At 48.0% G+C, this 13,865-nt stretch carries 11 protein-coding genes; 8 read left to right on the plus strand and 3 right to left on the minus strand.

The annotated features are described in order from the left end of the window. The first annotated feature begins 31 nt into the window (after positions 1-31). From folP to rimI, 4 genes are all read left to right on the plus strand, one after another. Positions 32-862 (plus strand): dihydropteroate synthase, encoded by an 831-nt coding sequence (gene folP / locus FCU94_RS02305; RefSeq protein ID WP_176286998.1) that lies wholly within the window; start codon positions 32-34, stop codon positions 860-862. Positions 863-889: 27 nt separating this feature from the next. After that, positions 890-2,230 carry a phosphoglucosamine mutase gene (gene glmM, locus FCU94_RS02310; RefSeq protein ID WP_176286941.1) on the plus strand — a complete coding sequence of 447 codons (1,341 nt, stop codon included), beginning with the start codon at positions 890-892 and terminating at the stop codon, positions 2,228-2,230. Positions 2,231-2,325: 95 nt separating this feature from the next. Beyond that, a complete protein-coding gene (locus FCU94_RS02315; RefSeq protein ID WP_176286942.1) occupies positions 2,326-2,724 on the plus strand; it encodes a DNA polymerase III subunit psi in 399 nt (132 codons plus the stop codon). Beyond that, entirely contained in the window at positions 2,724-3,170 is a 447-nt protein-coding gene (gene rimI, locus FCU94_RS02320; protein ID WP_176286943.1) for a ribosomal protein S18-alanine N-acetyltransferase, read from the plus strand. The genes FCU94_RS02315 and rimI overlap by 1 nt, the downstream gene beginning before the upstream one ends. A gap of 4 nt (positions 3,171-3,174) precedes the next feature. Here rimI and FCU94_RS02325 read toward each other — a convergent pair whose 3' ends face one another. Beyond that, positions 3,175-5,226, minus strand: a complete 2,052-nt coding sequence (locus FCU94_RS02325; protein ID WP_176286944.1) for a putative bifunctional diguanylate cyclase/phosphodiesterase — start codon at positions 5,224-5,226, stop codon at positions 3,175-3,177. 216 nt (positions 5,227-5,442) lie between these two features. Between FCU94_RS02325 and prfC the strand changes: the two genes are divergently transcribed. Further along, positions 5,443-7,032 (plus strand): peptide chain release factor 3, encoded by a 1,590-nt coding sequence (gene prfC, locus FCU94_RS02330; protein ID WP_176286945.1) that lies wholly within the window; start codon positions 5,443-5,445, stop codon positions 7,030-7,032. Between the two features lie 222 nt (positions 7,033-7,254). Here prfC and srmB read toward each other — a convergent pair whose 3' ends face one another. Together srmB and FCU94_RS02340 are read right to left on the minus strand one after the other, a co-directional pair. Then, a complete protein-coding gene (gene srmB / locus FCU94_RS02335; protein WP_176286946.1) occupies positions 7,255-8,490 on the minus strand; it encodes an ATP-dependent RNA helicase SrmB in 1,236 nt (411 codons plus the stop codon). Between the two features lie 88 nt (positions 8,491-8,578). After that, positions 8,579-9,286, minus strand: a complete 708-nt coding sequence (locus tag FCU94_RS02340; RefSeq protein WP_176286947.1) for a tRNA1(Val) (adenine(37)-N6)-methyltransferase — start codon at positions 9,284-9,286, stop codon at positions 8,579-8,581. Positions 9,287-9,597: 311 nt separating this feature from the next. Here FCU94_RS02340 and brnQ point away from each other — a divergent pair, with 311 nt between their 5' ends. The 3 genes from brnQ (at position 9,598) to lysS (ending at position 13,745) form a co-directional block, all read left to right on the plus strand. Next, entirely contained in the window at positions 9,598-10,911 is a 1,314-nt protein-coding gene (gene brnQ, locus FCU94_RS02345) for a branched-chain amino acid transport system II carrier protein (RefSeq protein WP_176286948.1), read from the plus strand. 161 nt (positions 10,912-11,072) lie between these two features. Further along, positions 11,073-12,171 (plus strand): peptide chain release factor 2 gene (prfB, locus tag FCU94_RS02350; protein ID WP_176286949.1). Its coding sequence is split into 2 segments (ribosomal slippage): positions 11,073-11,147 and positions 11,149-12,171, totalling 1,098 coding nucleotides; the frame shifts between segments, so codons are not numbered across the junction. A gap of 41 nt (positions 12,172-12,212) precedes the next feature. Continuing rightward, positions 12,213-13,745: a lysine--tRNA ligase gene (gene lysS / locus FCU94_RS02355; RefSeq protein ID WP_176286950.1), complete on the plus strand. Its 1,533-nt coding sequence runs from the start codon at positions 12,213-12,215 to the stop codon at positions 13,743-13,745. Positions 13,746-13,865: the final 120 nt, after the last annotated feature.

Below are 13,865 nucleotides of genomic sequence, written 5' to 3' on the forward strand. Positions count from 1 at the left end.
CCCGAGATTCCTCGGGGTTTTTGTGTTTATGATGAAAATTAAAGCCAACAATAAAACCCTCGACCTTTCTCAGCCTCAAGTGATGGGCATCCTGAATGTCACGCCAGACTCCTTTTCTGATGGCGGCAAGTTCAATCGTTTGAATGACGCTTTGCATCAAGCCAAACGCATGATTGATGCAGGTGTGGCGATAATTGATATTGGCGGAGAGTCGACTCGTCCAGGGGCTCCCGATGTGGAACTCGAACAAGAGTTGCAACGTGTACTACCTGTCATTGAAGCGATTCGCCGTGAATCGGATGTGTGGATTTCGGTGGATACCAGTAAAGCCGAGGTCATGCGCCAAGCCGTTGATGCTGGAGCCGATATTATTAACGATGTTCGAGCGCTACAAGAGCCGGGGGCTCTGCAAGTCGCGGCGGATTCTGGGTTGCCGATTTGTTTAATGCATATGCAAGGTCAGCCAAGAACCATGCAAGCCAATCCGCATTATGATGACTTGCTCAAAGACGTAGGTGAGTTTCTCGAGCAGCGCATAGCTGAATGTGAATCTGTCGGAATTAGTCGTGATAAACTGATCCTAGACCCAGGGTTTGGGTTTGGTAAAACCATGGCACATAACTATCATATGCTGGCAAATTTAGAACAGTTTCATCAGTTTGGGCTACCGATTTTGGCGGGGATGTCTCGTAAGTCGATGATTTTCAAATTATTAGAAAAAACGCCAGCGGAGTGTGTCGCGGCCAGTGTGAGCTGTGCGACCATTGCAGCGATGAAAGGCGCGCAAATTATTCGTGTTCACGATTTTGAACAAACGCTAGATGCCATGAAAGTGGTCTCAATGGTACGTAATCACCGTTGAGATAAGAAAAAAGATAAAGGAATCACTATGTCGACGAAAAGACGTTATTTCGGTACAGATGGTGTACGAGGAAAAGTGGGGCAGTACCCAATCACTCCAGATTTCGTGCTAAAACTTGGCTGGGCTGCGGGGCGCGTATTGGCTAAGCAAGGCACAAAGAAAGTCATTATTGGTAAAGATACGCGTATCTCGGGCTATATGTTGGAGTCTGCATTAGAGGCGGGCCTTGCCGCTGCAGGCCTTAAGGCGACGTTTACTGGACCAATGCCAACGCCCGCCGTTGCGTATCTGACGCAAACATTTCGTGCTGAGGCCGGCATTGTTATTTCTGCGTCGCACAACCCGTATTACGATAACGGTATTAAGTTTTTCTCGTCCGAGGGAACCAAACTTCCAGACGATATCGAATTAGCCATTGAAGCTGAGCTTGATAAAGAGATCGAGTGTGTTGAGTCGGCAGAATTGGGTAAGGCGACGCGCCTTAACGATGCAGCAGGTCGCTACATTGAGTTTTGTAAAAGCACTTTCCCCTCTGAACTAAGCTTGGCGGGACAAAAGGTTGTCGTTGATTGCGCGCACGGCGCGACTTACCACATTGCTCCTGCGGTGTTTAGTGAGCTTGGTGCTGAAGTCATTGCGATGGGCGTTGAGCCAAATGGCACCAACATCAATGATCAAGTCGGTGCAACCGATGTTCGCGCATTGCAGCAACGCGTGGTTGAAGAAGGCGCGGCACTCGGCCTGGCGTTTGACGGTGACGGTGACCGAATTATTATGGTCGACCATCTCGGTAATAAGATTGATGGGGACCAAATCGCCTATATCATCGCGCGTGATGCTCTGCGTCGTGGTGAGTTGAAGGGCGGTGTTGTCGGTACGCTTATGACCAACCTAGGTATGGAAAATGGCCTGAAACAGCTAGGCATTCCATTCGTTCGCGCGGCGGTGGGTGACCGTTATGTCATGGAGCAACTGCTAGAAAAAGGTTGGAAGATCGGCGCGGAAAACTCAGGTCACGTCATCTTATTGGATAAAGTCACGACGGGCGATGCGATTGTTGCTGCGCTACAGGTGTTGGCATCTGTGGTAGGAAGTGACATGTCATTGCATGACTTATCACAAGGTATGACGCTATACCCTCAAGTGCTAGAAAATGTGCGTTTTTCCGGTGACTCAAACCCACTTGAAGCCGACGCGGTAAAAGCCGCTGTTGCGACAGTAGAGCGTGAACTGGGTGACAAAGGGCGCGTACTACTGCGTAAGTCAGGAACCGAACCGTTGATCCGAGTGATGGTTGAGGGTGAAGACGCAGAGTTAGTTCAAAACTCAGCGCTGAAAATCGCCCAAGCGGTTAAAGAGAGTTTTTAAGGTCAATACAACTGCCGCCTAATGGTGGCAGTTTGTTTTCTATTCCGGTTGGCTTTTGTGCTAGTATCGGCCCGTTCTCACTAATGGCAAATGGTATGCAATCACAATCATTACAGTTTCTGCATGAAATGGGTGTTGATTACTATCAACTGCATCACCCAGAAAGACTGGCGGGATATCAGGCGCCTTCTTTGTCTCTTGAACCAAACTGCCGTCTGTTACTGGTCGCGCCGCATTGCCCAACCGGGCCTTATGCTGTTCTATTTGAGCGAGTGCTAACCAGCATCAATCTTAGTTTATCCGACGCTCGTCATATCGCACCTTACCAATTATCGATGTTGGGAGACCATCAGCTTGAATGGATATGGTTTGCTGGTTGTGAGGTGGAAGGGGTGTTCAACGCTAACGTATTAACCTCTCCCTCGCTCGATTTGATCGACGGTAATCAGCAACATCGCCGAGCTTTATGGCAGCAGATTTGTTCCTATAAATAATGAAAATTCTTCCTTTAGCCGAGACCCATCTTGACCAAGTATGGGCGATTGAAACTCAGGCTCACAGCCATCCTTGGGCTGAGAGCATGATCCGCGATTTACATTCTCGTGGCGCTTGCCACCACGTACTCGTCGACAATGAAAAGGTGGTCGGTTACTTCTATGCTCAGAATATTGTTGGAGAAATCACCTTACTGAATATCGCCGTTGACCCTAGTCGTCAGGGGCAAGGTTTAGGTAAAAAACTGCTCAACGGTTTTTTAGAGCTATGTGAACAGTGCCAAGCGGAAAGTGCCTGGCTGGAAGTGAGGGAAAGCAATTTCACAGCTTTTCATCTCTACCAAGCGTTGGGGTTTAATGAGGTGGATCGTCGTCGCAATTACTATCCGAGTGCTAACGGTAACCGAGAAGATGCCATCATCATGAGTTATCTGTTTTTCTACTAACTCACTACTTTTGTGCGGCTTTCATGACTGTCGGGGCAGGAACTTCGTAGAAATTGCGCTTAAAACGTTCGACGAGTTCTGACGCCGGTAGAGGCTTATCAAATAAATAACCTTGGAACTGTTCGCATCCTAACTGCTTAAGTGCGTACAACTCATTGGCATCTTCGACCCCTTCGGCGATCACTTCGAGATTTAGGCGTTGCGCAGTCATGATAATGGTATCGACAATCGCTTGGTCACTCTCGTCCATGTGCAACTGGGTGACAAAAGATCGATCAATTTTGAGTACATCGACGGACAAATGTTTCAAATAACGTAACGACGAGTACCCGGTACCAAAGTCATCGATAGACGTTTTTAATTGGTGCTGTTTTAGTTCCGCCATCTTCTCGACTGCGGCATCCACGTTCTCGAGCAATAAGTTCTCGGTGATCTCTAGCTCAATATCATGACCATCAATGCCGGCTTGAGCTAAAGAGTCGACAATGTGTTCAACAAAGGAGCTTTGCGAGAATTGTAACGGGCTGATATTGATGGCGAGGCGGCGAAAACTCTCGGGTAAGATGCCTTCTTTTTGCCAATTTGCGTATTGATAGCAAGCTTGTTCAATAATCCAATTACCTATTTGGAGTATTTGTCCTGTCTCTTCTGCGATAGGCATAAATAACCCTGGTGGTAGCAACCCTTTCGTCGGGTGGTTCCAACGAATTAAGGCTTCGACACCGATGATGCGGTGGTTTGAATCGACCTGTGGTTGATAATAAAGCTCCAATTGGCCTTTATTGAGTGCTTCATGCAGTCCTTTCTCTATCTCCAAGAACGATTCCACTTGCGCCTGCATTTCAGGCTCATAGAACATAAATTTATTACGCCCGGCGACTTTTGCGCGGTAAAGAGCGGTGTCTGCCTGGCGCAGCACATCAATATTGGTGATGCCAGCCGAAGGGAATAGGGCAATCCCGACACTCACGGTGCAGTAGAGCTGATGATCATCGATTGAGTAGGGATTTGAAATTAACGCCAGTAACTGCTTGGCAAGCTCTTGTGCTTTGTCTGAATCGACATTGGGCAATAGCAGAGCGAATTCGTCACCGCCGATACGCGCGGCGGTAAAGTCGGTTTTTAGCCACGCTTCAATCCGCATGGAAATGGCATTTATCAGCTTATCTCCAATCGTATGGCCGAGTGAGTCGTTAATGGTTTTAAATCGGTCTAGGTCAAGGTAGAACAGGGCTCCACTTTGCTGATTGCTGCGAGTGTCGTCGATGGCCTTGCCGAGCAGTTGCAGTAACAAGCTACGGTTGGCGAGCCCTGTCAGTGAGTCGTAGTAGGCTAACTGATTGAGTTTGACCTCGGCGGCCTCGCGCTCCTGCCACAAGGTATGAAAGGTTTTAGCCAGTTGCCCCAGTTCATCGTCTCGATATCGGGTCGGCGGCGGAACATCTTTGCTCGGTCCTTGCAGCGAGCGTACCCAGTCGATCAGGGTAACAAGCGGCTTAGACAGTTTTTGGTAGAAGAACAACAGCAGTATGGTTGTCAAAATAATGTTACGCAGCAGGTCAAACAGCAAAATTCGACTGGTTCGGCTAATAAAGTTTTGTGCGATGTGCTCCCCGTTGACAGAAAAGGTCAGATTGCCAACCACAACGTGAGAATTGGGCTGATGGAGCTCGGTGCTAAAGGTTGGCGTGGTCGGCGTTAAGTAAGACGATAAGGCTTCAATGAAGTTACCTTGGGTCGAGATATCACGCTGCTTCGAGGTGAGCGTATCGCCGAAATCATCAACGATCTCGACGTGATAGACCGCTTTATCCATCATTAACGTAGAGGCGACTTGCTCGGCGAGAAGTTGGTTTAGATGATAGGCGGCTTGGCTAGCATTGGAGTAATTCTGCAATAGCTTAAACTGGTAGTGTTCTTGAATGCGTTTTTGCTCCTGATGGAGATCCACCAAAATATGATACAAGCTAAAACAGAGCCCTAGAATCACCGAGACTAAGAATACCGTTTTCGCCTGGCGAAACGCTAATGAGTTGACTTTTTTGCTTTGATTCATCGTTTCGAATAGCTCCCTCTACTTCTTTAGTTATAGTTCATATTTATTGATAAATTAATCTGTAAATAAAAAACTCGCCTTTTTCAGCCAATCGGGTGGAGGAAGTTGCCCCTAACGCGAATATGAGCGAAAATACCGCGCAAATTTGAATCGAACCGCTAGAGCTAGCGTTAAGCGCTCGTCTTCTCTAGCCTACAGACAGAAGAAGACCCTTTCATGTCAAATACTCCTTTTGTTAGCGAAGTTTCTAAACGTCGAACTTTCGCTATTATCTCGCACCCTGATGCGGGTAAAACTACGATTACTGAAAAAGTACTGTTGTTCGGACGTGCGATACAAACAGCGGGTACAGTCAAAGGTCGTGGTTCAGCGCAACACGCTAAGTCTGACTGGATGGAAATGGAAAAAGAGCGTGGTATCTCGGTGACCACCTCGGTGATGCAGTTTCCGTACAACGAGTGTTTGGTTAACCTTCTGGATACTCCTGGACACGAAGACTTCTCGGAAGATACCTATCGTACCCTGACAGCGGTGGACTCATGTCTGATGGTTATCGACGCGGCAAAAGGTGTTGAGGACCGTACTCGTAAGTTGATGGAAGTTACTCGCCTGCGTGATACGCCTATCGTGACCTTCATGAACAAACTCGACCGTGATATTCGTGATCCAATGGAACTGTTGGATGAGGTGGAAAGCGAGCTAAATATGTCGTGTGCACCTATCTCATGGCCAATTGGTTGTGGTAAAGAGTTTAAAGGCGTGTACCACATTCACCGCGATGAGACGATCCTTTACAACACGGGACAAGGCCACATGATTCAAGACTCTCGCATTATTAAAGGCCTGGATAATCCAGACCTTGATGAAGCGGTGGGGCCAGAGTTGGCAGAGCAGCTTCGAGAAGAGCTCGAGCTGGTGATCGGCGCATGTCCGGAGTTTGATCAGGAACTGTTCTTAGCTGGCGAGTTGACGCCAGTCTACTTTGGTACCGCTCTCGGTAACTTTGGCGTCGACCATATGCTCGATGGCTTGACGGAGTGGGCTCCAGCGCCGATGCCACGTCAAGCGAATGAACGTGAAGTTGAGGCGAGCGAAGAGAACTTCTCTGGTTTCGTGTTTAAGATTCAGGCCAATATGGATCCGAAACACCGCGACCGTATCGCCTTTATGCGTATCGTGTCGGGGACCTATAAGCAAGGCATGAAGATGAATCATGTGCGTTTAGGTAAGCAGGTCAATATTTCAGACGCCGTGACCTTTATGGCAGGCGACCGCTCTCGCGCTGAAAATGCTTACGCCGGTGACATCATTGGTCTGCATAACCACGGCACGATCCAAATTGGTGATACCTTCACTCAAGGCGAATCTCTAAAATTCTCAGGTATTCCTAACTTTGCCCCTGAACTGTTCCGCCGTATTCGTCTGCGTGATCCACTGAAACAGAAACAGCTGCTCAAAGGCTTAGTTCAGCTTTCGGAAGAGGGCGCTGTACAGGTATTTCGTCCATTGCAAAACAATGACCTGATTGTAGGCGCTGTGGGTGTGCTGCAGTTTGACGTTGTCGTCGCTCGTCTGAAGGCGGAATACAACGTAGAAGCCATCTATGAAAGCGTTAACGTAGCAACCGCACGTTGGGTTGAGTGTGAAGATGGTAAGAAATTGGATGAGTTCCAACGTAAGAACCAAACCAACCTAGCGTTGGATGGGGGCGACAACCTAACCTACATCGCACCGACTATGGTCAACTTGAATCTAGCGAAAGAACGTTTTCCTGATGTGGAGTTCCGCGCGACCCGCGAACACTAATCTTCTTCGCCTTTGAGGCGATAACTTCGTTGACGGCGTAAACTCACCTTAGTCACGTAGCTTACTACGCTCCCAAGGTTGAGTTTACTTGTCGCCTTGTTCTAGCCCCAAAGGCTTTGAAGAGGTGATGAATAGCTGGATTCGAATATTGATCGTCTACTACGGATGTAAAAAATGCCGCTTCAATTGAAGCGGCATTTTTATTGTTTTAAAGCGTGGCGGTTACTTTTTCTTCTTCGCGTTTTTCTTCTTACCCTTAGCAGCGTTGGTCTTTTTCTTATCGTCTTTTTTCTTTTTCTTAAACACGGGCTTTTTGTGTTTTGGACGAAGCTCTTTGATAAAGCGCTCTTTGACCTCTTCTTTGGTATAGCGTACGACTCGGTCCATCATAGGTTGATCGTGCGCTTCTACTAGAGAGATAGCGTTGCCTTTTTTACCTGCACGAGCGGTACGCCCAATACGGTGTAAGTAGACGTCGGCGCTGCGTGGCATGTCGTAGTTGATCACATGACTCACATCCGGGAGGTCAATACCGCGCGCTGCCACATCGGTGGCCAGCAGTACGTTGACGGTGCCGTCGCGGAAACGACTGATCGCGTTGTTGCGACGATCTTGAGGCATTTCACCTTGAATCCACGAGCACGGGATTTGTGCTTTCTCTAGTTCAACGCGCAGCTCGGCTAGACGCTCACGGGTTTTGAGAAAGACGATCGATCGCTCAGCTTGCTCTGTGAGGATCTTTTTTAGTAGCGCTAGTTTGTGATTCATATCGTCGGCACGGTGATACCACTGAGCAATCTTTTTGCGTTCACGACGAGAAGGCTCGGCATCGATTTCTGCCGGATCTTTGAGAAGATCGGCGGTAAACCCTTCCACGCCTTTGCCTTCTAACGTTGCTGAAAAGAGTAGTGTCTGTTTACGCCAATGGCATTCTGAAGAGAGACGGTCGACGGTTGGACCAAAACCCATATCGAGCATGCGGTCGGCTTCATCAAGGATCAGCCATTCAATGGCACGACAGTCAAAACGTTCAGCGTTGATGTATTCCATCAAACGTCCAGGCGTTGCGACTACGATATCCTGAGTTTTACCTAAGATATCAGCGTGCTCTTGGTACTGAACTCCCCCAGTAATCGTGAAGATGTTCAGCTTAGTATGTTCGGCTAGTGCACGAGCTTGGTCTGCCACCTGCATCGCTAACTCACGGGTCGGAGTTAGGATCAAAACACGAGCTGGTCCTGGCTTGCGACGAGGAAAGTCTTGTAAATATTGCAGTGCAGGCAGTACAAATGCTGCGGTTTTGCCCGTACCCGTTGGAGCAGAAGCTAAGATATCTCGACCTTCCAACGCTTGCGGAATTGCCTGAGCCTGAACTTGTGTCGGGCGGCTAAACCCCATTTCTTCTATCGCGAGGAGTAGGTTAGGGTCTAACTCTAGGTCGGCAAAATTTTTGATCACTATGATGTCTCCACAAGCTTGTTGGGGTGAGCAATAAATAAGGGGTCGTATTATAGAGTGTTCGGTGACAAGGATCACACCTTATTTTTCACATCTTAAGATAAAACGCCTTTGTTAGCTGAACAAACTCTGCACTGTAACCTTGAGAGCTTGCGATTTGTAGCGTCTCATTCTGCACCGGAGATGGTTGCTTGGAGAGTTCTATCAATAGTCGATTGACGGGCTTAACCTCACTAGGTTTGACTTGGCAGTAACGGCTCAGATGCCATCCCATCTTTAGCGCCAACTGGATAAACTGCCCTCCTTCAGCCGCAGGCAGAATAAAGTTTGCTTTGCCATCATGATTTAGCAGACGCCAACACGTACTCAGTAGGGCCGGGTGGGTGAGCGTATCTGTGTGTCTAGCCGTTGCTCGAGCTTGGTTTTTCGCTTGTTCACCACTCGTGAAATAGGGAGGGTTGCAGATAATCGCTGAATACGTTTGGTTGAAACAATGGCTGAGCACATCGCCGCTCAGTAGCTTAAGACGCGGTCCCCAAGGTGAGTCTGCAAAGTTCTGTTTGGCCGCGCTGATCGCGTGTTGGTCGATATCAATCGCATCGACTTCGATGGAAGGATAGCGCTGCGCAGCCATTAGGCTAAGTAGGCCAGTGCCGGTGCCAATGTCGAGTAAACATGAACATTGGCTGAGGTTTGCCCAAGCACCAAGTAGGACGCCATCGGTACTCACGGGCATGCCTGAGTAACCGCCCTCTATGTTGAATTGTTTGAACTGAAAGTTTTTGGTCTTTTTCATTTATTACGTTTGTCGGCAATCGTTTAAATATTGAGTTAATTGATCTGTTGTTAACGTCTTGTTTGGTGTTTTGTTCTAACTGTTCGTGGTTTGTAATGAAATATGAATAGCAAATTGGTCTGACTATTTTTATTAATGTAGTTATATATGCTGGATTTTAGCCTTATTTATAAATTTATATGGTGTTTTAATCCTTTGGGTTGCGACTTGATGAGGATTTCGTCATTATGCGCGCCTAATTTTAAGAGTGTGCGCTGTGTCGCAACACTCATGCAACACAACATTAATTAAAGATAAGTAAAGGGTCGACAGTGAATCAGACTTTAAAACTAACAGATATTATTGCGGTAGGCTTTATGCTTTTCGCTTTCTTTTTAGGTGCAGGTAACATCATTTTTCCACCTCTCGCGGGTCAACTGGCGGGTGATAATCTGCTTCCTGCGATGACAGGTTTCTTAATCACTGCGGTAGGTCTCCCTCTTATTACTATCGTTGCTATTGCAGTGGCTGGTGGTTCTTGGGAACACTTGACTAAAGATCTCCCTAAGCGTGCTGCGATGGTGATGGCGGTACTGATTTTTATCATTATCGGTCCTGCGTTTGCAGCGCCTCGTACCGGCCTTGTGGCTTACGAAATGGCGGTGAAACCCTTCTTTATTGATGCCGCGCAGTCGCACCTCACCATCTTCTCAATTCTGTTCTTCGCCGTGGCGATGTTCTTCGCGTGGTCGCAAGGAAAGCTGATTGATGTGATTGGTAAAGTGCTTACGCCAGTGCTATTTATTGGTTTAATCGTGCTTGCGGTGGCTGTGTTTGTCGACCCACAGGGCGATATGATCGCCGCGCAAGGTGAATACCTCACGCACCCGTTGCAAAAAGGTTTCCTTGAAGGTTACAACACCATGGATACATTTGGTTCACTGATGTTTGGTGTGCTGATTGTTGATGCGCTACGCCAAAAAGGCATCACAGAGCAGAAAGCCACCGCCAAATACCTGATTAGCGCTGCGTGTATTGCGGCAGCAGGTTTGGCGTTTGTGTACATCTCACTATTTTATTTAGGTGCAACCAGTGCAGCCGTGGCGGCTGGCGCTGATAACGGTGGTGTGGTGTTGAGCCTTTACGTTCAGTCACTCTTTGGTCCATACGGTCAAGTTGTACTGTCAGTGATTGTGCTTCTGGCGTGTCTAACCACGGCAATTGGTCTAATTTCAGCGTGTTCTGACTACTTTAGTTCTCTGACGCCGATCTCTTATAAAGGTTGGGTTATCATCAATGGTGTGGCGTGTGCGGTTGTCGCAAACGTTGGTCTGTCACAGCTTATCGCTCTATCTGTACCGGTCCTATTTGCGCTCTACCCGGTGGCAATTGCGCTAGTGGCACTGACTTTCCTACGCAATAAAATGCCAAACCCTCAAGCGGCCTATCGCGTGGTGATCTTAGTTTCATTACTCTTTGCACTTATTGATGCGGCAAAAGTGGCGGGCGTGGATGTATCTGCCTTGTCTATGCTGCCTCTGTTTGATATCGGCATGGGGTGGTTGTTGCCTACAGCCGTTGCGATTGTGGCTATGTTCTTTGTTGGTCAAGCTGAGCAACCAGAACTGACGCAAGAAAACGCCTAATCTAGCGATCAATTGAGTGAAAAAATCCCCGGGTACGCAAGGCGTAACCGGGGATTTTTTATTGTTTGAGTTTTTAGTCGTCATTAAAAAATTCCTGTATCTTCGTCACACTTTTCAGTACAATTCTGCGGTTAAATTCTACTCATAAATGTTGAGCAAACATGTTTGAAATCAATCCTATTAAAAACCGCCTAAAGGACGTGTCTGAGCGCACTAATGTCCTGAGGGGGTACCTTTGACTATGACGCCAAACAAGAGCGTCTAGAAGAAGTCAACGCAGAACTGGAACAGCCCGATGTATGGAACGAGCCAGAGCGCGCTCAAGCGCTAGGTAAAGAACGTTCTTCTCTAGAAGCGGTTGTTGAAACCATTGATCAGCTGGAGCAAGGCGTCGAAGACGTTGAAGGTCTACTCGAACTTGCTGTAGAAGAACAAGATCAAGAAACCTTCGATGAAATCGAGCCAGAACTCGCTGAGCTTGAAGCAAAGCTAGAGCAGCTTGAGTTCCGTCGTATGTTTGCCGGTGACCACGACTCGTCAGACTGCTACATCGACCTGCAATCAGGTTCGGGTGGTACCGAAGCGCAAGATTGGACGTCTATGATGCTACGCATGTATTTGCGTTGGGCGGAAGCCAAAGGCTTCAAGACCGAAGTGATCGAAGTGTCTGAAGGTGAAGTGGCAGGTCTAAAAGGGGCTACCGTTAAGATCTCTGGCGAATATGCTTACGGTTGGTTGCGCACGGAAACGGGTGTACACCGCCTGGTACGCAAATCACCGTTTGATTCCAGTGGTCGTCGCCACACCTCATTTGCTTCTGCGTTTATTTATCCAGAGATTGATGACAACATTCAGATCGACATTAACCCGTCTGATTTACGTATTGACGTATACCGCGCGTCAGGCGCTGGTGGTCAGCACGTCAATACCACAGAGTCTGCGGTACGTATTACCCACGTTCCGACCAATACTGTGGTGCAATGTCAGAATGATCGCTCTCAGCATAAAAACAAAGATCAAGCGATGAAGCAACTGCGCGCAAAACTGTTTGAACTTGAGATTCAAAAACAGAATGCGGAAAAGCAGGCCAACGAAGATGCCAAGTCTGACATCGGTTGGGGGAGCCAGATCCGTTCTTACGTGCTGGACGACTCACGAATCAAAGACCTACGTACTGGCGTTGAAAACCGCAATACGCAAGCGGTTCTTGACGGCGACTTAGACAAATTTATCGAAGCTAGCCTGAAATCAGGTCTTTAAGCTTTTCACCGACACTCAAATCGAAACAGGATACATCGAAAATGACTGATGCTGTTCAAAACGACAACGCACAAGAAGGCTTTTCACCTGAAGAAAACAAGTTAATTGCAGAACGCCGCGCGAAACTAGACGAAATTCGTAAGAGCTGTAAAGCAAACGGCCACCCAAACGACTTCCGTCGTGACGCGCTAGCGGGCGATCTGCAAAAAGAGTTCGGTGATAAGACTAAGGAAGAGCTAGAAGCGCTGAACCACGTTGTGGCGATCGCTGGTCGTATCATGGCGAAACGTGGTCCTTTCCTAGTGATCCAAGAGACTTCTGGACGTATTCAAGCGTACGCTGCGAAAGATGTACAGAAAGCACTAAAAGAGAAATACCAAGGTCTCGACATCGGTGACATCATCGGTGTAAAAGGCGCGCTGCATAAGTCGGGTAAAGGCGATCTATACGTCAACATGGAAGAGTACGAGCTGCTAACCAAAGCACTACGTCCTCTACCTGAAAAATTCCACGGCCTGACTGACCAGGAAATGCGTTACCGTCAGCGTTACGTCGACCTGATTGTGAACGAAGATTCACGTCAAGCGTTCATCATTCGCTCTAAATTGGTTTCTTCAATTCGTAACTTTATGAGCTCAAAAGGCTATCTAGAAGTTGAAACGCCAATGATGCACGTGATCCCTGGTGGCGCGACGGCTCGTCCATTCATCACGCACCACAATGCACTAGACATCGACATGTACCTACGTGTTGCTCCCGAGCTATACCTGAAGCGCCTGGTTGTGGGTGGTTTTGACCGTGTGTTCGAGATCAACCGTAACTTCCGTAACGAAGGTTTGTCTCCTCGTCACAACCCAGAATTCACTATGATGGAATTCTACCAAGCTTACGCGGACTACAAAGATCTGATGGATCTGACTGAAGAGATGCTAAGCACAGTGGCGATGGATGTTCTAGGTTCAACCTCTATGCCTTACGGCGAAGAGACGGTTGAGTTTGGCGGTACTTACGCGCGTATGAGCATGTTTGAAGCGATCAAACACTACAACCCTGAACACGCAGAAATCCAAGCGTTGACGGAAGCGGATCTACAAGACCGTGAAAAGATGGTCGCGATTGCGAAATCAGTTCACGTTGAAGTGGAACCATTCTGGACATGTGGTCAGCTATTAGAAGAGATCTTCGGCGAAACGGCTGAACCTCAACTGATTCAACCAACCTTCATCACTGGCTACCCAGCGGACATTTCTCCGCTAGCGCGTCGCAGCGATGACAACCCATTCTTCACCGACCGTTTCGAGTTCTTTATTGGTGGTCGTGAAGTGGCGAATGGTTTCTCTGAGCTTAATGATGCAGAAGACCAAGACGCACGCTTTAAAGCGCAAGTTGACGCGAAAGACGCAGGTGATGACGAAGCGATGTACTACGATGCAGACTACATCGCGGCACTAGAGCACGGCCTTCCGCCGACAGCGGGCCAAGGTATCGGCATCGACCGTCTAGCGATGCTGTTTACTAACACGCACACGATTCGTGACGTTATTCTATTCCCAGCGATGCGTCCGCAAGCTTAAGCGCCAAATTAAACGCGTGTAATACAAAGCCATCTTCGGATGGCTTTTTTGTGTCTGTTATTAAATAAACCTCTTTCTTAGCTTGTTTTGGTGATTTGCGCTGGAAAATGTTTATAGAAT

The organism is Vibrio sp. JPW-9-11-11 (assembly GCF_013369335.1).
Classification (GTDB): domain Bacteria; phylum Pseudomonadota; class Gammaproteobacteria; order Enterobacterales; family Vibrionaceae; genus Vibrio.